At 60.6% G+C, this 21758-nt stretch carries 21 protein-coding genes; 10 read left to right on the top strand and 11 right to left on the bottom strand.

Translation table 11 applies throughout. The features are described 5' to 3' along the window. Positions 1 to 7 precede the first annotated feature (7 nt). The 4 genes from G518_RS0124315 to G518_RS0124295 form a co-directional block, all read right to left on the bottom strand. Positions 8 to 946, bottom strand: coding sequence for a family 2A encapsulin nanocompartment shell protein (locus G518_RS0124315; protein ID WP_028604740.1), 939 nt, complete (start codon positions 944 to 946; stop codon positions 8 to 10). Between the two features lie 36 nt (positions 947 to 982). After that, the gene (gene epsC, locus G518_RS0124310) at positions 983 to 1930 is read right to left on the bottom strand and encodes a serine O-acetyltransferase EpsC (RefSeq protein WP_051237355.1); all 948 of its coding nucleotides are present in this window, start codon (positions 1928 to 1930) and stop codon (positions 983 to 985) included. A 2-nt stretch (positions 1931 to 1932) separates the two neighbouring features. After that, the gene (locus G518_RS0124305; protein WP_028604738.1) at positions 1933 to 2397 is read right to left on the bottom strand and encodes a rhodanese-like domain-containing protein; all 465 of its coding nucleotides are present in this window, start codon (positions 2395 to 2397) and stop codon (positions 1933 to 1935) included. A 119-nt stretch (positions 2398 to 2516) separates the two neighbouring features. After that, the gene (locus G518_RS0124295) at positions 2517 to 3536 is read right to left on the bottom strand and encodes a sulfate ABC transporter substrate-binding protein (protein WP_028604737.1); all 1020 of its coding nucleotides are present in this window, start codon (positions 3534 to 3536) and stop codon (positions 2517 to 2519) included. Between the two features lie 240 nt (positions 3537 to 3776). On the opposite strand from G518_RS0124295, the gene G518_RS0124290 reads away from it, so the two are divergent. Further along, on the top strand, positions 3777 to 4796 hold the full coding sequence (locus G518_RS0124290) for an SLAC1 family transporter (RefSeq protein WP_028604736.1): 1020 nt from the start codon (positions 3777 to 3779) through the stop codon (positions 4794 to 4796). Between the two features lie 35 nt (positions 4797 to 4831). Continuing rightward, a complete protein-coding gene (locus G518_RS0124285; RefSeq protein WP_028604735.1) occupies positions 4832 to 5548 on the top strand; it encodes a VIT1/CCC1 transporter family protein in 717 nt (238 codons plus the stop codon). A gap of 34 nt (positions 5549 to 5582) precedes the next feature. Here G518_RS0124285 and mnmA read toward each other — a convergent pair whose 3' ends face one another. The 3 genes from mnmA to G518_RS0124270 form a co-directional block, all read right to left on the bottom strand. Next, positions 5583 to 6770 (bottom strand): tRNA 2-thiouridine(34) synthase MnmA, encoded by a 1188-nt coding sequence (gene mnmA, locus G518_RS36720; RefSeq protein WP_051237354.1) that lies wholly within the window; start codon positions 6768 to 6770, stop codon positions 5583 to 5585. A gap of 380 nt (positions 6771 to 7150) precedes the next feature. Next, the gene (locus G518_RS0124275; protein WP_028604734.1) at positions 7151 to 7906 is read right to left on the bottom strand and encodes a sulfite exporter TauE/SafE family protein; all 756 of its coding nucleotides are present in this window, start codon (positions 7904 to 7906) and stop codon (positions 7151 to 7153) included. A gap of 24 nt (positions 7907 to 7930) precedes the next feature. Next, a complete protein-coding gene (locus tag G518_RS0124270) occupies positions 7931 to 8413 on the bottom strand; it encodes an NUDIX hydrolase (protein ID WP_028604733.1) in 483 nt (160 codons plus the stop codon). A gap of 134 nt (positions 8414 to 8547) precedes the next feature. On the opposite strand from G518_RS0124270, the gene G518_RS0124265 reads away from it, so the two are divergent. The 6 genes from G518_RS0124265 (at position 8548) to G518_RS0124240 (ending at position 15081) form a co-directional block, all read left to right on the top strand. Next, positions 8548 to 9690: a Re/Si-specific NAD(P)(+) transhydrogenase subunit alpha gene (locus G518_RS0124265; RefSeq protein ID WP_028604732.1), complete on the top strand. Its 1143-nt coding sequence runs from the start codon at positions 8548 to 8550 to the stop codon at positions 9688 to 9690. 24 nt (positions 9691 to 9714) lie between these two features. Next, complete coding sequence (locus G518_RS0124260; RefSeq protein ID WP_028604731.1) at positions 9715 to 10557, top strand: hypothetical protein; 843 nt, start codon at positions 9715 to 9717, stop codon at positions 10555 to 10557. A 43-nt stretch (positions 10558 to 10600) separates the two neighbouring features. After that, positions 10601 to 10927, top strand: a complete 327-nt coding sequence (locus G518_RS0124255; RefSeq protein WP_028604730.1) for an NAD(P) transhydrogenase subunit alpha part 2 — start codon at positions 10601 to 10603, stop codon at positions 10925 to 10927. A 15-nt stretch (positions 10928 to 10942) separates the two neighbouring features. Continuing rightward, positions 10943 to 12379 (top strand): NAD(P)(+) transhydrogenase (Re/Si-specific) subunit beta, encoded by a 1437-nt coding sequence (locus G518_RS0124250; RefSeq protein ID WP_028604729.1) that lies wholly within the window; start codon positions 10943 to 10945, stop codon positions 12377 to 12379. Positions 12380 to 12607: 228 nt separating this feature from the next. After that, a complete protein-coding gene (locus G518_RS0124245) occupies positions 12608 to 14299 on the top strand; it encodes a long-chain-fatty-acid--CoA ligase (RefSeq protein WP_028604728.1) in 1692 nt (563 codons plus the stop codon). Positions 14300 to 14322: 23 nt separating this feature from the next. After that, on the top strand, positions 14323 to 15081 hold the full coding sequence (locus G518_RS0124240; protein WP_028604727.1) for a 5'-methylthioadenosine/adenosylhomocysteine nucleosidase: 759 nt from the start codon (positions 14323 to 14325) through the stop codon (positions 15079 to 15081). 28 nt (positions 15082 to 15109) lie between these two features. Here G518_RS0124240 and G518_RS0124235 read toward each other — a convergent pair whose 3' ends face one another. Further along, positions 15110 to 16000: a dienelactone hydrolase family protein gene (locus G518_RS0124235; protein ID WP_028604726.1), complete on the bottom strand. Its 891-nt coding sequence runs from the start codon at positions 15998 to 16000 to the stop codon at positions 15110 to 15112. A 250-nt stretch (positions 16001 to 16250) separates the two neighbouring features. On the opposite strand from G518_RS0124235, the gene glcE reads away from it, so the two are divergent. Further along, positions 16251 to 17318, top strand: a complete 1068-nt coding sequence (gene glcE, locus G518_RS0124230) for a glycolate oxidase subunit GlcE (protein WP_028604725.1) — start codon at positions 16251 to 16253, stop codon at positions 17316 to 17318. A 58-nt stretch (positions 17319 to 17376) separates the two neighbouring features. After that, entirely contained in the window at positions 17377 to 18618 is a 1242-nt protein-coding gene (glcF, locus tag G518_RS0124225; protein ID WP_028604724.1) for a glycolate oxidase subunit GlcF, read from the top strand. A 22-nt stretch (positions 18619 to 18640) separates the two neighbouring features. On the opposite strand, the gene G518_RS0124220 is transcribed toward glcF, so the two are convergent. From G518_RS0124220 to lplT, 3 genes are all read right to left on the bottom strand, one after another. Continuing rightward, a complete protein-coding gene (locus G518_RS0124220; RefSeq protein ID WP_051237353.1) occupies positions 18641 to 19138 on the bottom strand; it encodes a glutathione peroxidase in 498 nt (165 codons plus the stop codon). 77 nt (positions 19139 to 19215) lie between these two features. Next, a complete protein-coding gene (locus tag G518_RS0124215; RefSeq protein ID WP_245598113.1) occupies positions 19216 to 20094 on the bottom strand; it encodes a DMT family transporter in 879 nt (292 codons plus the stop codon). A gap of 78 nt (positions 20095 to 20172) precedes the next feature. Next, positions 20173 to 21453 (bottom strand): lysophospholipid transporter LplT, encoded by a 1281-nt coding sequence (lplT, locus tag G518_RS0124210; protein WP_028604721.1) that lies wholly within the window; start codon positions 21451 to 21453, stop codon positions 20173 to 20175. Between the last annotated feature and the right edge of the window lie 305 nt (positions 21454 to 21758).

The raw sequence follows: 21758 nt of genomic DNA, 5'->3' as shown, positions 1-21758 counted from the left end.
CAGCGACTTACTTGTAGGTGTCTAGCACTGAGTAGTCGTGATAGCGGTTGATCTCTACGTCGTCCAGCACGGCGAGCGCGTCGGGCGTGAGAACTGCCAGCGAGCAGTACAGTGATATCAAGTAGGAGGCGATAGCGTGGTTGTTGATGCCCATGAAGCGCACCGACAAACCTGGTCCTTGCTCGCCCGGCAAGCCAGGCTGGTACAAGCCCACCACGCCTTGGCGTTTGTCGCCCACGCGCAGCAGCAAGATTTTGCTCTTGCCGTCAGCCACAGGTACTTTGTCTGAAGGGATCAGCGGAACACCGCGCCAGGTAATGAACTGCGAGCCGAACAGGCTGACAGTTGGGGGAGGTGTGCCGCGGCGCGTGGCTTCGCGGCCAAAGGCGGCGATGGTCAACGGATGCGCCAGGAAGAAAGCGGGTTCCTTCCAGACCTTGGTCAGCAACTCGTCCAGATCATCTGGCGTGGGCGCGCCGGTCAAGGGGAAGATGCGCTGCTCGTCCGTGACCTGAGCCAGGAGGCCGTAGTCCGGGTTGTTGATGAGTTCGCTTTCCTGGTTTTCCTTGATGGTCTCAATGGTCAGGCGCAATTGCTCTTTGATCTGATCGTGCGGGCTGCTGTAGAGATCAGACACCCGGGTGTGGACGTCCAGGACGGTGCTGACCGCGTTCAGGAAGTACTCGCGCGGGTTCTCTTCATAGTCGACATAAGTGCGCGGAAGCTGGTTTTCGCTTTCCTTGGCTGTGCAGGTAACCCGGATGTCTTCCGGATTTTTCACCTTGTTCAGGCGATAGATGCCTGCTTCCACGGGCGTCCATTGCAGCAGGTGCGTAAGCCAGCGCGGCGAAATCGTGGAAAGCTGGGGGACGGTCTTGGTGGCATTGGCTAGTTGCCGGGCGGCGTTGTCGCCAAGGGCGGTGGTACCGCCAACTGTTGCACTCATTGCATGACTCCGTAGGTAATGAAAAAGTAGTAAATTCTATGACGAAGTGGTGGCTTCTACTTCGTGGTGGCGCGAATTCGCCTGGGTAAGGTGCGCGCCGGGTGGCACGTCGTGGGTGACCCACAGGTTGCCGCCAATCGTGGCGCCTCGGCCGATCGTGATGCGCCCGAGCACGGTGGCGCCGGCATACACCACGACGTCGTCTTCGAGGGTTGGGTGGCGAGGCAGGCCTTTCCGGAGTTGGCCTGTGGCATCCAGAGGGAAGCTTTTGGCGCCCAGGGTGACGGCTTGATAGATCCGCACGCGTTCACCGATGATGGCGGTCTCGCCTATGACTACGGCGGTGCCGTGATCGATGAAGAACGAGCCGCCTATCGACGCACCGGGGTGAATGTCGATGCCAGTGGCGCTATGAGACAGCTCTGCAATCAGCCGCGCCAACATCGTGGCACCCAGCCCGTGCAGGGTATGCGCCAGCCTATGGTTGATGATGGCGTGAACACCGGGATAGCACAGCAGCACTTCATCCACGCTGTGCGCCGCCGGGTCGCCGTGGTAGGCCGCCAGGACGTCGGTGTCCAGCAAGCGCCGTGTGCCGGGCAGTGACTTGGCGAACTGACGCACGATGTGGTCGGCGCGTTCATCAATCTCGCGAGGCGATAAGTGCGCATGCCGCGCCGAGTGATGAAGCTCCAGCCGTACCTGGCTGCTGAGAGTGTGCAGAACTTTGTCCAGCGTCGAGCCCACGTAGAAGTCCTCTGCCTCCTGGCGCAGATCGGGCGGGCCCAGGCGCATAGGGAACAAAAGGCCGTGCAGGTCGGTCGTCAACTCGCGCAAGACTTCCCGTGAGGGCAGATCGCGCCCACGTGGCTCCAGCGAACGACCGCGTGCCAGCCGCCATTCCAGACGGGCGTTGCGTAGTTCATTGACGATGGTGCCGACTTCCAATGCGCCGGGCAGCTCGGTCGGGGTGGATTGAGCCATGTTCAGTCCTGTACCCACGGAAGGTGGTGAAAGCGCCAGCCATCCGCGTGACCGCGTTGCTGCTCGGTGTCCAACTCGCCCTCAAAGCCCTCCAGCACGTTGAACACGCGGGTGAAGCCTGCTTTGGCGGCGACCTCTGCCGCCAGGGCCGAGCGTTTGCCGCTGCGGCACAGCAGCAGCACCACTGCATCCTTGCCGGTCTTGGCCTCCAATTCACGCGCGAAGCGGGGGTTTCGTGTTAGTGCGGTGCCAGTGGCCCAGGCCACGTGAAGGCTTTCGGGCACGTGGCCGACGAACTTGCGCTCTTCAGCGCTGCGCACGTCTACGAGCAAGGCGTCGCCGGCGTCAAAGAGCTGCCACGCCAATACAGGAGGTACCTGACCGTGATAGGGCAGGCCCTGTTCGGCAGCGCGTAGTTCAATGTCTTGCAGGGCTTCCAGAGCGGGGGTAGTCACTTCAAAGCTCATGAGATGTCTCTTAGATGTCGCTTAACTGGCCAGTACACCCGCCACCAGCATCACGATGGCCAGCACGATGTACGTGGCCATCTCCAGGCGGGTGATCCGGAGAGGGGGCTTGGGGTGCATCACTTTTGTGTGTAGATCTGATCGAAGCTGCCGCCGTCGGCGAAGTGCTTGCCTGCGTTGGTCCAGCCGCCGAAAGCCTGGTCAATGCTGAACAGGGCCAGCTTGGGGAACTGAGCTGCGTACTTGGCTTTGGCTTTCTCGGAAACGGCCGGGCGGTAGAAGTTCTTGCCCGCGATGTCTTGTCCGTCTTCGCTGTAGAGGTACTTCAGGTAGGCTTCGGCCACTTGACGGGTGCCGTGCTTGTCGACGTTTTTGTCGACCACCGCAACGGTAGGTTCGGCCAGGATGCTGATCGAAGGCACAACGATCTCGTATTTCTCCGCGCCGAACTCCTTGAGGACCAGGAAGGCTTCGTTCTCCCAGGCCAAAAGCACATCGCCCACGCCGCGTTGGGCGAAGGTGATGGTGGAACCGCGAGCACCCGTGTCCAGAACAGGAACGTTGTTGTAGACCTTTTGTACGAAAGATTTGGCTTGGTCTTCGCCGCCGAATTTACGTTTGCCGTATTCCCAGGCTGCCAGGTAGTTCCACTGCGCGCCAGCTGAGGTCTTGGGGTTCGGTGTGATCACGGCCACATTGGGTTTGATCAGGTCGTTCCAGTCCTTCACCCCCTTTGGATTGCCCTTCTTAACGAGGAACACGATGGTGGAGGTGTACGGTGCAGCGTTGTGCGGCAGGCGTTTTTGCCAGTCCGGGGCAACCCAGCCACCGTTCTTTACCAATGCGTTGATGTCTGGGGCCAGGCCCAGCGTGGCGACGTCGGCCTCCAGGCCGTCGATGATGGAACGCGCTTGCTTGCCGGAGCCACCATGCGACTGTTTGACCACCACGTTTTGCCCGTTTTGCGCTTTCCAGTGCGCAGCGAAGGCCTTGTTGAACTCAACGTACAGCTCGCGGGTAGGGTCGTAGCTGACGTTGAGTAACGTGACTGTGGCGGGCTGCTGTGCGAATGCCTGCGGGGCTAGAGCCAGCGTGATGATGCCGGCTAGGCCCAAGCGGCGGGTAATGGCGAAAGACATGCGGGACTCCTTGAAGATATGTGCAAGTTGAGAAGGTGGGAGTGAATCCCTCACACCGGATTCATTCACACTTTCTGAGGCCCTGATCTTTGTTCGCCGACCCTTATTCATGGAACTACTGTTTTTTTGTTTGCTTATGCAGCGAATAGGGGGTAGGCGGATAATTCTTTATAAAACATAGACATACAAACTATTTTCGCTATCAAATGAGAAGCAAATGATCCGTGGCATCATGGGCTCATGGCTCAACGTCCGGACGCACTCAAATACATAGGCCTGAACTGGTTTGCGCTTGTCATGGGCCTGGCTGGGCTGTCGTTGGCATGGGGTCGTGCCATGCCTGTGATGGGTGACGTAGCAGGTGCTGGCGCTCTGGTGCTGGCAGCGGCGGCGGCGCTGGTCTTTCTGGTGCTTCTGGTCCTGTCGTGGATGCGCTGGCAGCGCTATCCAGAGGTGCTGGCAGCGGAGTTGGCGCACCCTGTGCGTCATGCCTTTGTGGCCACTATTCCGGTCTCGATGATTCTGCTGGCCACATGCGGGGTGTCCCTTCTGGGCACCAACCTCTGGCTTGCGATGTTGTGGTGGGCGGGTTCGGTGGCGCAGTTCGTTGCCACGCTGTGGGTGCTGACGCGCTGGCTCAGCGCGGACAAGGCGACCGCCCTGAGTTGGGCCGCATTGACGCCCGCGCTGTTTGTTCCTGTGGTCGGCAACGTGCTGGCCCCGTTGGCGGGAGGCAGTTTGAACGCCGGGACGTGGGCGGCCGCGCAGTTTGGTTTGGGATTGCTGCTGTGGCCTGTGGTGCTTGGGCTGATTTTTGCGCGCATCGCCACACAGGGCTTGTGGGCTGAGCGGCTACTGCCCATCACCTTTATCTGCGTGGCACCGCCCTCCGTAGTGGGCTCAGCCGTGTTGCAAATGGGTGGGCCTGCGGTTTTGGCTGTGATGTGCTGGGGCGCGGCTCTATTTTTCCTGCTGTGGAGTTTGCAGCTCGCCCGCCGCATGCTGGCGCAGCCGTTTTCAATGGCTTTCTGGTCTCTTGGATTTCCGCTTGCGGCATTTGCATCCCTGACGCTTCGCTTGGCGGTGCAGTTTCCAGCCATGGGTGCGCCTGCCATCATCTCGCTGGCACTGGCCACGCTCGTGGTGATGGCCATGGGAGTCGCCACCTGGAAGGGGTGGCGTGAAGGCAGCTTGCTCCAGCCTGAATCTGTGGCCATCCTGGCCGTGGGTGGCAACGATCAGCCTCCCGGGCCCAGGTAATCTCGAATAGCCACGTCTTTTCTTCACGCCGCCGCATGCCACGCCACACTGCCCTCGAGAGCTATCCCGCCATCCACCACGTTCACAAGACCGGGTGGCTGCGTGCGGCGGTATTGGGCGCCAATGACGGCCTTATTTCTACCAGCGGCCTGGTGGTGGGCATGGCGGCTACCGGGGCTGACACGCGTACCCTGCTCGTGACGGCGGCGGCTGGTTTGACGGCTGGCGCTTTCTCGATGGCGGCCGGCGAATACGTCTCCGTCAGCTCTCAAGCCGATTCCGAAAAGGCCGACCGTGACACGGAGCAACGCGAGCTGAAAGAAGAACCAGATCTGGAGTTGCTGGAGCTCATTGGCATCTACCAAGGGCGGGGTCTCTCGCTTGAGCTGGCCACGCAGGTGGCGCGCGAGCTGACGGCGCACAACGCCTTGAACGCGCATCTGCGCGATGAACTGGGCCTCAATGAACGAAATACAGCACGGCCATTGCAGGCTGCGCTGGCCTCGGCAGGGGCTTTCATTGCAGGGGCACTCGCACCAATCCTGGTGGTCATGCTCTACGGTGGTCCTGATTTGGAGGTAGTGCTGATTGCCGCCACGCTGCTGGTGCTGGGTTTGCTGGGTGCCTTGGCAGCCAAGTTGGGCGGGGCACCCTGGAGGCCGGGGGCCGCCCGCGTGCTTTTCTGGGGAGCCCTTGCCATGGGCGCATCGGCACTTATAGGCAGGCTATTTGGCGCCAGCGTGGGGGCGTGAAGTCTGGCAATGCAGGGGAGGCCCTGGGCACCTCTTAGCGAGCATCCCCGCCAAGAAGCACAGCTTTCCTGCCAGGCTTGGCCTCTGGCGCGCTGTTCTGCGGGAGAAGATCTGGTGTCGATGCGATCACCCCACCGCCCAGGCAGACCTCGCCGTCATACAGCACGGCGCTCTGACCGGGCGTGACTGCCCATTGCGGCTCTGAAAAATTCAGGCGATATGTTCCCTGTATCTCGCCCAAAGACAGCGTGCAGGCGGCGTCTTGCTGGCGGTAGCGCGTCTTGGCCGATAGGGGGCCGGGGGCAGGTGCCTCGTCTGCCGTCCATGAAGCGTCTTCGAAGACCAGATCATGGGAGAGCAGCCACGGGTGGTCGTGCCCTTGCACCGCATAGAGCGTATTGCGCGCCATGTCCTTGCGTGCGGCGAACCAAGGGGCATGCTCACCGCCGCCGCGCGGAGCGCCTTTTTCCTTGAGGCCGCCAATGCCCAGCCCCTGTCGTTGGCCCAGGGTGTAGAACGACAACCCGACATGCTTGCCGATCGTGCGCTCACGTTCGTCCTTGATGGGGCCTGCCTTGGTTTGCAGGTACCGGTTCAGAAACTCGCGAAACGGCCGTTCACCGATAAAGCAGATGCCGGTGGAATCCTTTTTCTTGGCGTTGGGCAGGCCGATCTCGGTGGCGATTCGCCTTACTTCGGTCTTGTGCAACTCTCCCACCGGAAACAGCGTCTTGGACAGCTGCGCCTGGTTCAAACGGTGCAGAAAATAGCTTTGGTCCTTGCTGGGATCCAGCCCCTTGAGCAACTCATGCCTTGCACGGGCATCGTTGTAGCGCACCCGCGCGTAGTGACCGGTGGCGATTTTCTCGGCGCCCAGGCGCATGGCATGGTCAAGGAAAGCTTTGAACTTGATCTCGGCATTGCACAGCACGTCCGGGTTGGGTGTGCGCCCGGCTTGGTATTCGCGCAGGAATTCAGCGAAAACGCGATCCTTGTATTCGGCTGCGAAGTTAACGTGCTCGATTTCAATGCCGAGCACATCGGCTACCGCCGCCGCGTCGATGAAATCGACGTTCGACGAACAGTATTCGCTGTCATCGTCGTCTTCCCAGTTTTTCATGAAAATGCCCACCACCTCATGGCCTGCTTTCTTCAGCAGGTAGGCGGTGACGGCTGAATCTACGCCGCCTGATAGGCCGACGACGATGCGGTGTTTGGGCATTAGTGTCGTAAGTTGGAGGTGTGCTAAAAAAGCAAATCTGTCGAAATCGGTGTCAGGCTAGGAACAAACCGCAGTGATACCGCGTGGTATCGCGAGGAGTTGTGGGGCCGCCTAGGTGACGCCGCATGGCGCCGATTCTCGGCGGATTTGTTCAGCGCACTTCCGATTTACGGCGCTAGGGCGTGTTCACACTAAATTCACCCCGGCCCGAAGGGTGAGGTTCTGGCAACCCGCACTCGGCGTTGCCGACGCCGGCCGCGCAAACCCTCGCCGGGTGTCCAACCCGGCTGCGGTTTGCGCCTTGATTGCGGCTCGCCAGAACCTCACGCGGGGGTGAATTTAGTGTGAACACGCCCTAGATTATCCCGCCGAGGGGAAAACTAGGCGCGAGCGAAGAACAATACGCTCATAACCAGTCCGGTCACGATCACGATGCCGCGCACCATGCGTGGGGACAAGCTACGGGCCAGGCGCGCCCCTGCGAAACCGCCCAGGGTGGCGAACACCGCCATCAGCAGCGCCGCTTTCCACACGATGGCGCCGCCAATGGCGAAGGCCACCACGGAGACGACCGAAAGCACGAATGAATTGAGGTTCTTGAGTGCGTTGACGGTATGCATGCGCTGCTCCCCGCACAGGAGATACAGCGCCATGAGCAATATGCCCAGACCGCCATTGAAGTAGCCCCCATACACGGCCACTGCCAGCAAGGCCGGTTTGCGCCAGCGTGCAAAGCCGTTGCCGTGCTCCCCGCCGGCCCAGCGGGACAAGTAGGGGCCGAATGCGAACAGCACTGTGGCAAATAGCAGCAGCCAGGGGACCACTCCAGAAAATACCGTGGCCGGTGTTACCAGCAGGAGCAGCGCCCCAGCCACGCCGCCCAGTGCGCTCAAGATCATCTCGCGCACCACCAGTGCGCGCGGCAGGGCAGCCAGTTCTGCCCGGAACCCAAGCGTGCTGCCCAGGTAGCCTGGGCTGACCGCCAGTGCGCTGGTGGCATTGGCGGCGATGGGAGGCACGCCTGTCAAGACCAGCGCCGGAAAAGTAAGGAACGTGCCACCGCCCGCAATGGCGTTGAGCACGCCGGCACCAAAGGCAGCGGCGGAAAGCAGAAAAAACGAGGCTATGGGGTCCATGAGAGGTTCAAGTCGTTGTTATAGCTACAGCGGCGGCTTAAGCGCGCTTGAATCCATCACCACGGCCGATAGGTCGAAGCGCTTGCCTTCCATATGGTCTTGCACACAGCGCCATACCAACGGGCTGCGGTGGCGATCCTGGCTGGCTTCGATTTCCGCAGGTGTCATCCAGATGGCGCGCACGATGCCTTCATCAAGCGCTCGCGCTGGATCGGTTTCGCTGGCGTGGCCGCAAAAGGCCATACGCATCCAGGCGGTGGGCTGGCCCTGGGCATCATTGCTCGCAGCCATGTAGATTCCCAGTAGAGCAGTAGGGGAAAAGACACGGCCAGTTTCCTCAAGGGCTTCGCGAACGGCGCCTTCCATGGGGGATTCACCAGGTTCCAGGTGCCCGGCAGGGGTATTCAGGCGCAGGCCGTCTGCTGTGTGTTCCTCCACAAGCAGGTAGCTTCCATCGTGCTCGATCACTGCGGCTACAGTAACGCTGGGCTTCCATCGGGTGTTCATGGCGCCGCATTATGCGGTGAGCGACCTGAAATGAAGCACAATGCGGCGCAAGAGGTTTGTTAAGCTCGGTCTAATCCGGGTGGCAAGACCCATGTAGGCGCTTGCCCGAGCCCAACGAACGAGGAGAACTTTCCATGCTGATTGGCGTGCCCACCGAGACGGCGTCCGGCGAGACCCGTGTCGCCGCGACCCCGGAGACGGCCAAAAAACTCATCGCCCAAGGCCACACTGTCCGCGTGCAGTCTGGCGCTGGTCTGACTGCCTCCATTACGGATGCGGCTTACCAGCAAGCGGGAGTGGAAATCACAGATGCGGCCGGCGCCCTGGGCGCTGACATGGTGCTGAAGGTTCGCGCGCCTTCGACGGCCGAGCTCGCTCAGATCAAAGCGGGCGCTGTGCTGATCGGCATGCTGAACCCATTTGATGCTGAGGGCCTCCAGAGGCTGGCCGCTGCCAACCTGACCGCTTTCGCACTTGAGGCAGCACCGCGCACCACGCGGGCTCAGAGCATGGATGTGCTCTCCAGCCAAGCCAATATTGCCGGCTATAAAGCCGTCATCATGGCGGCTGACCGCTACCAGAAATTCTTTCCTATGCTGATGACGGCTGCGGGCACGGTGAAAGCCGCCCGGGTTGTCATCTTGGGCGTGGGTGTGGCGGGGCTGCAAGCCATTGCCACGGCCAAGCGCCTGGGCGCCGTGATTGAGGCCAGTGATGTGCGGCCCAGCGTGAAAGAGCAGGTCGAATCGCTCGGCGGCAAGTTCATCGATGTGCCCTATGAAACGGCCGAGGAAAAGGAAGCCGCAGAGGGCGTGGGGGGCTATGCCCGTCCCATGCCCCCAAGCTGGCTCGAACGACAAAAAGCCGAAGTCGCCAAGCGTGTGGCTCAAGCCGACGTGGTCATTTCCACTGCTCTCATCCCCGGTCGTGCAGCACCTGTGCTGATTACCGAGGAGATGGTGGCCAGCATGAAGCCCGGTTCGGTGATCATCGATATGGCCGCTGGCAAAGGCGCGCCCAACCCTGATGGCAGCGTGGGTGGAAACTGCCCGCTGACCGAAACCGACAAGACCGTCGTCAAGCACGGCGTCACTTTGGTCGGCGAGACCAACCTGGCTGCGCTTGTAGCCGCTGATGCCTCGGCTCTGTACTCACGAAACGTGCTCGATTTTCTGAAACTGGTGCTGCCCAAGGATGCGGGCTTCACACTGGATCGAGAAGACGATATCGTGGTCGCTTGCCTGATGGCTCATGCGGGTGCCGTGACGCGACCCTGAAGAAAGCTGAAGTTGAAGCACAAGATGAATTCCATCGCCCGCTTGCGGGACTCGCGCATTGGCGTGATCGCCGGCACTTTGATGTTGGCTCTGGCCGCAGGATGCGCTGCACCTGCGGGGGGAGGTAGCTCGTCCGCGCCGGCCGCTTCAGCGGCTCTCATCACGAGCGCGCCGCTGATCTCTGTCCCATCCACCAGCGTCGGTACCTGGTACGACCTCGGAAACGAGCTTTCTCCCTGGATGGGAGGCGAAGGGCCGGTGCCCATTGCCGGCGCGAATGCTCCAACCCGCGCCGTAGGCCTTCAGCGGGGTGATGGTAGCTGGGTCGCGGTGGTGGTGGTGCAATCGGCGCCCGCCAGTGCTGCACCCGCCTGCCCGCAAACGGACAGCCTGCATGTGGGCGGCCGTGGCCCCTCCGATTGCTTGCGCTTGCGCCGTGACGCAGACCTGGAAGGCTGGCTCAAGGTGCAGCATTCCGTGCTCTGGGAATGGCTGGAGGATCGGGGTCTGGCAACTCGCCCGCGGAGCTGGGTGGGACACCGGTTTGAGGTGGGTGGCCGCATGCTCGAAGTGCATGCGCTGTTCAATCCTTCCTTGATTGAGCCCGTGACACGCAACAACAGTGATTTTCTGGCTGGCGGCCATCCTGGCACGCAGTGGGCGCAAGCGCTCGCGAACTCCACTCGGGCGGCTGCTGGGGGCGCGACGCTCGTAGTGCCGCCCTTCCCGTACGCAGTTCGAATGGCGCCCCCACCCCCTCCGCCTAAGTCAGCGGTGACCACCACCATCACGCCCCCTCCGACTCGCGCCACCCAGGTGCCTCAGCCCGCTACCCAGGTGCTGACGCCGCGGCGCGACCGCGAGTGACGCCGGTTCGTCGCATACACCCGATCCCTCCAGGAGACTCCGCATGGACATCGTGTCCCCCACCATCATCAATCTGATCATCTTCGTGCTGGCTATCTATGTGGGCTACCACGTGGTCTGGACCGTCACACCCGCGCTACATACGCCTTTGATGGCGGTGACCAACGCTATTTCGGCCATCGTCATCGTCGGTGCCATGCTGGCGGCGGCGCTGACCGAAGGCACTCTTGGCAAGGTCATGGGCGTGGCGGCGGTCGCTTTGGCGGCGGTGAACATCTTTGGCGGTTTTCTGGTGACACGCCGCATGCTTGAGATGTTCAAGAAAAAAGAACGTAAAGCCCCCGCCGATCACGCGGCGTCAGGTAAATAAGAAGAGGCGCGACCCATGAGCATGAACCTTGTCACGCTGCTGTATCTGGTTGCCAGCGTCTGTTTCATTCAGGCTCTCAAAGGCCTGAGTCACCCCACTACCTCTATTCGCGGTAACCTGTTTGGTATGGTCGGTATGACCATCGCCGTGCTGACCACTGCGGCCTTGATCGTCAAGCTGGCTGGCTCTGGGTTGGGCTTGGCCTGGGTGCTGCTGGGCCTGGTGATTGGCGGCGGTTATGGCGCTTGGCGCGCCAAGACCGTCGAGATGACCAAGATGCCTGAATTGGTGGCGTTCTTCCACAGCATGATCGGTTTGGCGGCCGTGCTGATTGCGGGTGCCACCGTGACTGAACCCTGGGCCTTCGGCATCGCCGAACACCCCGTGAATGGCGTGGGTGGAGCGATCCCCGGGGGCAACCGCATTGAGTTGGCGCTGGGCGCTTTCATTGGTGCAGTGACCTTCAGCGGCTCGGTCATCGCTTGGGGCAAGCTGTCGGGTAGCTCGAAATTCCGACTGTTTCAAGGCACGCCGGTGGTGTTTCCTGGCCAGCATTTGCTGAACCTGGCGCTCGGCTTGGCTGCGGTGTTTTTCATATTCGGCTTCTGGCATTCGCAGAGTTCGATGGATTTCGTGCTGGTCTGCTTGCTGGGCCTGATCATCGGTGTGACGCTCATCATCCCTATCGGCGGTGCTGACATGCCGGTGGTGGTTTCCATGCTCAACAGCTATTCCGGCTGGGCGGCGGCGGGCATTGGTTTCTCGCTCAATAACAGCGCGCTGATCATTGCCGGTTCTTTGGTGGGTGCCTCTGGTGCGATCTTGAGCTACATCATGTGCAAGGCCATGAATCGCTCGTTCTTCAGCGTCATCTTGGGCGGCTTCGGCGGGGAGGCCGTCACTGCCAGCGCTGGGGCTCAAGAGCAGCGTCCGGTCAAGACTGGCAGCTCGGACGACGTGGCCTTCATGCTCAGCAACGCCGACAGCGTGATCATCGTTCCTGGTTATGGCCTGGCCGTGGCGCGTGCACAGCATGCGGTCAAGGAATTGGTCGACAAGCTCACGGAAAGGGGCATCGACGTGAAGTACGCCATCCATCCGGTGGCGGGCCGTATGCCGGGTCATATGAACGTGTTGCTGGCCGAAGCCGAGGTGCCTTACGACCAGGTATTCGAGATGGAAGATATCAATGGCGAGTTCGGCCAGGCCGATGTCGCGATCATCCTGGGCGCCAACGACGTTGTGAACCCGGCTGCTCTGCAAAAAGGCACCGCGATCTATGGCATGCCTATCCTGGAGGCCTACAAGGCGCGTTCGGTGATCGTCAACAAGCGCTCCATGGCGGCGGGTTATGCCGGGTTGGACAATGAGTTGTTCTACATGGACAAGACCATGATGGTGTTCGGCGATGCCAAGAAAGTCGTCGAGGACATTGCAAAGGCTATAGAGTAGATTGCCTCCAAGCGTTCCAGGCCAAGGCGTGTGCGCACCAAGTTCACGAACGGTGAATTGGGTGTGAACTCGGCCTGATCGGCGACGTTCACGTCGCCGATTTTCATTTTGGCGCCCGAAATTGCGCAGTTTGCGGGAGTTCCTAGGGAAAGCCCACTTCCGATACACGCGGGCCCCACGGACAATGACCGGTTGTTCTAACGTATTTCAATCTGGAGATTTTTCAGTATGACTGAACGGATCTGGCTGAGTAGCTATCCCGAGGGTGTTCCAGCCGATATCGACGGAGCGCAGTACACGTCGCTGGTCGCACTCCTGGAAGAGAGTTTTGGCAAGTACGCGGACCGCACTTTGTGCAGCTTCATGGGCCGCGATGTCAGCTACGCAGAGGTGGGTGAGAAAAGCCTTGCGCTGGCCGCTTACTTGCAAAGCCTGGGCCTCGCCAAGGGCGACCGAGTGGCGATCATGATGCCCAACGTGCCGCAGTATCCTGCTGCTGTAGCAGGGATCTTGCGCGCTGGCATGGTGGTGGTCAACGTCAATCCGCTGTATACGGCGCGTGAGTTGGAGCACCAACTCAAGGACTCCGGCGCCAAGGCGATTTTCATCATTGAGAACTTCGCTGCCACTTTGCAAAAGTGCATTGGAGCGACGCCTGTCAAGCATGTGGTGCTCACCACCATGGGCGATCAGCTGAGCTGGCTCAAGGGCCTGATCGTCAACACTGTCGTTCGCAAGGTCAAGAAGCTGGTTCCAGCCTTCAGCCTGCCGGGCGCAGTTCATTTCAATGATGCGGTGAGCAAGGGTAAAGGGGCGGCCTTTAAGGCAGCGTCCATCGGCCCGGATGATCTGGCGGTCTTGCAATACACCGGTGGCACCACAGGCGTGGCCAAGGGCGCGATGCTGTTGCATCGCAACCTGATCGCCAACGTTCTGCAGTCCGAGGCATGGAACAATCCGGCCATGAAACGCGTCCCGGCGGGTGAGCAAAGCACCAGCGTTTGCGCGCTGCCGCTTTATCACATCTTCGCCTTCACGGTGAACATGATGCTGGGGATGCGAAACGGCGGAAAGATGATTCTGATCCCCAACCCGCGCGATCTGCCTGGGACGCTCAAGGAGCTTTCCAAGCACACGTTTCATAGCTTTCCGGCTGTCAACACCTTGTTCAACGGTCTCGCGAACCACCCGGACTTCGGCACCGTCAACTGGAAGAACCTCAAGGTTTCGCTGGGTGGCGGTACGGCCGTGCAGGGCGCCGTTGCGCGGCTCTGGCTGGAGAAAACAGGCTGCCCAATCTGTGAGGGCTACGGGCTCTCAGAGACCAGCCCCTCAGCCACATGCAACCCGGTGACTTCGCGCGAGTTCAGCGGCACCATTGGAGTACCTATTCCCAGCACCTGGGTCAAGATCATTGATGATGATGGCCATGATGTGCCGCTCGGCCAACCCGGGGAAATCGCCATCAAGGGACCTCAGGTCATGGCGGGCTATTGGCAACGCCCTGACGACACCGCCCAGGTGATGACCAGCGACGGTTATTTCAAATCCGGCGATATTGGCGTCATGGACGAGCGCGGCTTCACCAAAATTGTGGACCGCAAGAAAGACATGATTCTCGTGAGCGGATTTAACGTCTACCCCAACGAGATCGAAGAGGTCGTGGCTTCCATGCCAGGCGTGCTGGAAGTGGCGGCAGTTGGCGTGCCTGACGATAAGACGGGCGAAGCCGTCAAGCTCGTGGTGGTCAAAAAAGACCCAGGCCTCACTGAGGAAGCTGTGCGTCAGTTCTGCCACGATAACTTCACGGGCTACAAGCGCCCACGGGTGATCGAGTTTCGTACTGAGTTGCCCAAGACTAACGTGGGCAAGGTCCTGCGGCGGGAATTGCGCCAGAAGAGCGTCGTCAAAGTCGACTGACCGAGGGCCTGCTTTTCACCCCAATGCCGTGCCTGGGCCTCATTGCCGCGCTGCGCCCTGAATTGGCCGCAGTGCTGGACCGGATGCCGGACGAGCGCCGGCAGTCCGTAGCCGGGCGTGACTATTGGCTCGGGCATTGGCACGGGCACGAGCTGGTGGTGGTGCTCTCGCGCATAGGCAAGGTGGCGGCTGCCACCACGGCCACAGTCCTGATTGAGCGCTTTGGGGTTGATCGAATCATCTTCACGGGTGCGGCAGGCGGCCTGGGGGATGGTGTTTCGGTGGGCGATGTGGTGGTGGCCACGGAGCTGCTGCAGCACGACATGGACGCCTCACCGCTTTTTCCGCGTTATGAGGTCCCTCTAACCGGACTCACCCGGTTCCCGGCTGACGCTGCTTTGTCACGCTCACTGCTCGATGCGGCGCGTGAGGCGCTGGCCAACCCTTCAGGGGGCCTTCTGGATGCAGACACCTTGCGTGAATTTCGCCTGCGGCGACCCCTTGTGCATCAAGGGCTGATCGTGAGCGGCGACCGATTCGTCGCGACCAACGCAGAAAGCGCGGCCTTGCGTCAGGCCTTGCCGGATGCGCTGGCGGTTGAGATGGAGGGCGCTGCCGTTGCTCAGGTATGCCACGACTACGGCCTGCCTTTTGCGGCAATCCGTACTATTTCAGACCGTGCTGATGACGCTGCGCACGTCGATTTCAATCGCTTTATCGAACAGGTCGCCAGCCGCTACAGCGCTGAAATCCTCGAGGCCTACTTCAGCAAGCAGAGTTGAGCAGCACTTCCGGTGGCTGTGCAGTGGCCTACTTTGAGACGAAGCCAAGCTGCTGAACAAAAGCATTGAGCGGTACGCTCCACATCCTGCCGCCTTGAGTCAGCAGGCGATGGCCGTCATGCCCTTCCAGGGCTCCAGTCTGAACGAATCGTGTCGCACTGCCGCCCGCTTCAAAGGCTGCGTGCCATTGACGGGGAGCCTCCGGACCCCAGTATTGATCATTGTCCGCATACAGCCATAAGCTGGGCACTTTAACTTGGCTCCCGAACCCTGCGTAGGTTTTAGTCAAGTTCTCCGGCTTGCAGCTTTTCCCTGGGGAGCGCTCTGGGTTGCCGCCCACACCGCCCGCAAAATTGACCAAGCCCACGACGCCAGGAAGATTCAGCGCCCCCGCAGCCACTGTCGCCAAACCGCCAGCGGATTGGCCTTCCAGCAAAATCCGGTCTTTGCGCACCCAGGGTTGCTGCTGCGCCCATTGATAGGTGGCCGTGATGGTTTCGCGAGCCTGCCCGGCAATCTTGGTGAAATCCGGGTCACTGTTGCATGTGCCGCCATCCCAGCGCGCGAATGAGTTCTCTCGATCAAGCCCACCCGTATCGCCGTAGCCGGGGCGCACCGGAGCCACCACCGCAACGCCTTGCCTCAACCAATAATTGGCGTGCCCCACCAAAATCGGATGGCTCAGTTTTGCACGCTCCACCTGAGTTGATGCGCGGCCATGCGAGAAAATGACCAGTGGAAACGGGCCGTCGCCTTTTGGTTTGTACAGGTGTGCGGTGACTTGTATCGGTTCCCCAGCGATCTGCAGCGCAAGCTTGACCACCTCTGGTTCAACCCTAGGTTCAGCAGCCCAGGAACTGGTGCCCAGAATCACGCACCCGAGAAACCAGGCACGTACTGCCGTCAAAACGATGTTCATCGAAGAATCCCCACGTTGTGAGTGACGAGCAGTGCATAGGGCGCGCTATGCGCCCGTTATCCGTGATCGGTTTTGCAGGTCGTACACCTTTAGTAAATGAGATTATTTCTTGGAAATAGCTGCCTGAATGTGCAAACGTAGGTGATCGATGGTCCGTTAGCCTTTGACGGAGCGTGAATTTAGCGGCAACACGTTCTAAATGATTAAAGGCCAAATCGTCATGCTCGCAACGCAGCCTTATGATCGGCGGATGGATGCAGAATTGGTTTCGTTGATCGGCAAGGTTCAGAAAGCTGCCGAGCGTTCTCGCCATCTGCGCATCAGGGGCGGGGGCACGAAGGACTTCTACGGTCAAGTTCTTCACGGCGAAATGCTTGATACACGCTCGCTCGCTGGCATCGTCAGCTACGAGCCGAGCGAGCTGGTCGTCACGGTTCGTGCAGGCACACGTATGAAGGAACTCGAAGCGGCTTTGGCGGAAAAAGGGCAATGTCTGCCGTTCGATCCGCCGCAGTTCGGGGTTTCCGGAACGGTAGGGGGTATGGTGGCCGCTGGCTTGTCAGGGCCGGCGCGTGCCAGCGTAGGCAGCCTGCGTGACTACGTGCTGGGCGTGCAAATGGTGAATGGCAAGGGCGAGCTGCTTACCTTTGGTGGCCAGGTCATGAAGAACGTGGCCGGCTACGATGTCAGCAGACTCATGGCGGGCTCCATGGGCACCTTGGGTGTGATCGTCCAGGTCAGTCTGAAGGTACTGTCAGCCTCTCCCGCGGAAGCCACGCTGATGTTCGAATTGAGTGAGACCAGCGCACGCCAACAGCTCAATCGCTGGGGAGGGCAACCACTGCCACTGAATGCCAGTTGTTGGATAGACGGGCGTTTAATGGTGCGCTTACGGGGAGCCCGGGCTGCTGTGGATGCCGCACGCAAGACCATGGGGGGCCAGGTTTTTGAGAGAGATGTCTCTCGTCAATGGGCCTTGCTGCGTGATCTCGGCTTGCCGTTTTTTCGCGTTGATCGGGGCGAAGCTCTTTGGCGCGTCAGCGTTCCTGATACGGCCACCCCTTTGAACCTGGGGCCCACCGTGATGGAGTGGCATGGCGCGCAGCGTTGGATCAAACTGCCGCTGCAGGAAGCCAGCCGGGTGCGGGAAGCGGCTGCACGAGTGGGGGGGCATGCCACACTGTTTCGAGGCGGGGACGGGCGCATCCCGGTATTCACACCCCTGACGGGCCCCTTGGCCCGCATCAGCCGCGCGCTCAAGCATGAGTTCGACCCAGCCGGAATATTCGGCGCTGGCCGTATGTTTTCAGATTTCTGAGCCCGCCAGGCAGTGGATTCTTCCTTCCCCATGACGTCCAACGACCTTTCCTAGGCACATGCAAACCCATCTCGCGCCAGAATTCCAGAACACGCCCGATGGCCGTGAGGCCGAGGCGATCTTGCGCAAGTGTGTGCACTGTGGCTTCTGCACGGCCACCTGCCCCACCTACCAGTTACTGGGTGATGAGCTCGACGGTCCGCGCGGCCGCATCTACCTGATCAAGCAGATGCTCGAAGGGGACGTCCCCACGCGTGAGACGCAGCTTCACCTGGACCGCTGTCTCACTTGCCGCAACTGCGAGACCACCTGCCCAAGTGGGGTGGAGTATGGACATCTGCTGGATATCGGCCGCAAGGTCGTTGATGCGAAGGTGGCTCGACCCCCGGCAGAGCGCCGCTTGCGTGGAGTCTTGCGCATGGGCTTGTCTTCACCGCTTTTTGGCCCTGCCATGCGCCTGGGACAATCCGTGCGCGGAATGTTGCCGCCAAGCTTGCGCGCCAAGGTGCCTGTGCCTCAGAAGGCGGGTGCTTGGCCCAAGCGGACGCATGCACGCAAGGTGTTGTTGCTGGAAGGCTGTGTGCAGCCCTCTATGGCACCGAACATCAACCGAGCCACTGCGCGCGTGCTTGATGCCGCAGGTATCCAGACCTTACGGCCCCGAGGACAGGGTTGCTGTGGCGCCGTGCGCTTCCATCTCAACGACCAGGCGGGCGCATTGAGTCAGATGCGACGCAATATAGATGCCTGGTGGCCGCACATTGAATCGGGTGAGGTGGATACCATTGTGATGAACGCATCCGGCTGCGGTGCCGCGGTCAAGGATTACGCGCATGCGCTCAGGGATGACGAACGCTACGCCGTAAAGGCCGAGCGCGTGAGTGCCTTGACGCGTGATCTGAGTGAGCTTTTGCCCGAGATTGCGCAAGCCCTGGCAGGCAAGGTTGAAGCCAAGTCAGGCGCTGTGGTTTTTCACCCTCCCTGCACCTTGCAGCACGGGCAGCAGTTGCGCGGGGGCGTTGAGCAGCATATGAGAGCGCTTGGTTTCGATCTGCGCCCTGCCCCGGCTGAGTCGCACCTGTGCTGTGGATCAGCTGGCACTTATTCGGTGTTGCAGCCGGAGCTGTCTACCCAACTGCGCGATAGGAAGCTGGGGCACCTCCTGGGCGAGCGTGTGTCTGATCACCCCAGCGCTATCTTGTCGGCCAACATCGGCTGCATTACACACCTGCAATCGGGCACGGACGTGCCGGTTCGCCACTGGGTTGAGCTGTTGGACGAGAGTATTTCTCCCGGCTGAACCCTGGTTGGACGGAGGAGTTTCACGCGGCTAATGCGGCCTCAATATCGCCTGTCAGAGACTCCGGCTTGTCCAGCGGGGCGTAACGCCGGATGACCTCACCATTGCGTCCGACCAGGAATTTGGTGAAATTCCACTTGATGGCCTGGCTGCCCAGCAGGCCCGGAGCCTCAGCCTTAAGCCAGGTAAATAGGGGGTCTGCACCCGCGCCGTTGACCTCAATTTTCGACATCATCGGAAAATCGACGCCATAGTTGCGTTGGCAGAAGGCGCCGATTTCTGCGTTGTCGCCCGGGTCCTGACCGCCGAACTGATTGCAGGGGAATCCGAGGACCGACAGGCCTTGCGCCGCATACTTTTCATGCAGAGCTTGCAATCCAGCAAACTGCGGAGTGAAGCCGCAAGCACTGGCCGTGTTCACAATCAGCATCACCTGACCTGCCAACTCCGAAAGCGGGAGCGGCTGGCCTTCCAGCTTGGTGACGGTGAAGCTGCCGATATCTTTGGTGTCAGCTGTCATATGAAGATTCCTTTGAATACGTTCTTTTGAGCAGAATTCAGGATAGTGCATCCGTGACAAGTCTGCCTGGGGCGCGGTTAGTTGCGTCGGCTCGGCAGCGCTGATAGCAGCGCCGCGGCCACGATCATGGCGCCGCCAGTGACCGTGCGTGCGTTCAACTGCGACGCTCCCAGAATGACCGCGGAGACGCTGGCAAACACGACTTCGGACAACATGATCAGCGAGGTGGTTTGTGCGGGGAGACGGGCAGCGCCGTACTGGAGTGCCAGATTGCCAGCCAGAAAAGCGGCTGCCAGCAAGAGTGCCCAACCCACCCAGGCGCTCGAAAGCTCGGGCAGTGGGGCTACTGTGCCGTTGCCCAGCCCAATGAGCGCGATCGTTCCTGCGATCGTGACGCCGCCGCCAAACATGGCGACTGCACGCGCGTCGCTGGGGGCACTTCGCCAGCGCCTGAGCAGCGCGTTGGTCAGAGCGAACATGAAACCAGCCATCAGCGCCAGCCCGTCTGCCAGGCTCTCGGGGAGCGGCCAGTCAGAGCCGGGATTCTTCAACACCAGGAGAACGCCGCAGAGCGCCAGCGTCAGCCGCACAATGCCCGCTTTGGAAGGTCTTTCGTCCAACAGCCACCAAGCCAGCAAGATCGACCAGACCGGCATCAGGTAGAACAGTAAAACCACGCGCATCACATCGCCAATGGTCACGCTCCAATTGAAGCCCACGTTGGTGAGCCCGGCCGCCACCGAGAGCCCGATCAGATAAGGATGGCGTACTAGCGTGCGCAATCCTTGCGGCCGCCAGATCAGCAGCGACGCCAGAGCGGTGCCGTAGACCAACACGGTACTCCAAAGCGGATGCACGCCGTGTGCTTCAAGCGCTTTGAAGGCAATCCAGGAGAGCCCCCAAACCAGGGCATTGAACAGCAACGCCAGCGCTGGCAGGGGGGAGGGCGGATTCACATTAAGTCGAGCCAGGGCGTGTAGGTTTCAAGGGAACACGGCGTGGTGTCCGGCGCTGCCATGGCGCCGAAAACCACACTAATGTTTATGGTCACTACGGGCGATCGCCAGCAAACGTTTGATTTCGATCGGATGACGCCGCAGGTTGTAGAGGTACCAGACCTGGATGATCCCCATGGTGACCGTGACCAACATGCCAAACCACAAGATGGCGGTAAAGGCAGATGTTCCGGCCTTGGTCGTCATGCTGTAGATGAAGCCCAAGCTCAGGATACAGGCCTGCTCGTTGAAGTTTTGCACCGCGATCGAGCGGCCTGCGCCCATCAGGTTGTGGCCACGGTGCTGGAGTAGCGCATTCATGGGCACGACCAGATAACCCCCCAGGCCGCCCAACAGGATCAGGAAAGGCACCGCCACCCATAGTTGATCAACGAAGATCAGCACCATCACCAGCACGCCCATGAGCATGCCCAGAGGCATCACGGTGGTGGCCCGGTCCAACCGGACTCGCATGGAGGCCCACACAGCCCCCACGGCCGTGCCAATAGCCACGACTCCTACCAGCTTGGATGCCTGTGGCACACCGTAGCCCAGGGCGGCAGCGGCCCAAGCCAGTACGAGATAGCGCAGGTTGCCGCTGACTCCCCAGAAAAGCGTGGTGGTTGCGAGCGAGATTTGCCCCAGGCGGTCATTCCACAAGCGGGAGTTGCAGCGCCAGAAATCTGGCAACAAAGTAAGCAGATTGCGCGGCAGCGGTCGCATCACTACGCCCGTATGGGGAATGCGCATATTGATGGCGGCCGCCAACACATAAATACCCATGACGGCGGAAATCGCTGCTTCCGCAGGGGTGTCCACGCCAGTGTCGAGCATGGGGAAATCGAAATTGAGCAGGTAATCGGCCACGTACGGGCTGACCAATTGCCCGCCCAGCAATACGCCGAGAATGATGGAGGCAATGGTCAGGCCTTCAATCCAGCCATTGGCTTTCACCAGTTGTGACGGTGGCAATAACTCGGTGAGGATGCCGTATTTGGCAGGTGAATAGGCTGCGGCTCCAAGCCCTACAACGGCATAGGCCAGTAGAGGGTGTGAGCCAAAGAGCATCATCGCGCAGCCCACCGCTTTCACGGCGTTGCTGAAGAACATCACCCGCCCCTTGGGCTGCGCATCCGCGAACGCGCCCACCAGCGGAGCGAGCACGACATAGAAGAACGCAAAGATCGGCACCAACGCCGCCGTCTGCCAATCCGGTGCGCTATCGGCCCTTAGCAGCGCGATAGCAGCAATGAAAATGGCGTTATCTGCCAGCGAGCTAAAAAACTGCGCGGCCATGATGACATAGAAGCCGCGTTTCATGGGATCACGGCGGTGCGGCCAGTCAGCCGGGCAAAAAGCATGAAGTTATGTGCTCAAAACGAATGGGCGGTTATAGCACGCGATTGAGCTTTATCTATCCCGGGATATGCCTGATGGATGCTCAGTACAAATCGATCGCCGCTCGCTCACTCCACATCCCATGCTGACCGCTCGATTTGTTCAGAGCATCCTAGTGTCGTGAATTGGAAGTTCGCTGAACAAATCCGTCGAGAATCGGCGCCATGCGGCGTCACCTAGGCGGCCCCACAACTCCTCGCGATACCACTCGGTATCACTGCGGTTTG

The organism is Ottowia thiooxydans DSM 14619, assembly GCF_000422885.1.
In the GTDB taxonomy this organism is placed as follows: Bacteria; Pseudomonadota; Gammaproteobacteria; order Burkholderiales; family Burkholderiaceae_C; genus Ottowia; species Ottowia thiooxydans.
The sequence above is the reverse complement of the archived record's forward strand: the minus strand, read 5'-3'. Positions and strand labels throughout refer to the sequence as shown.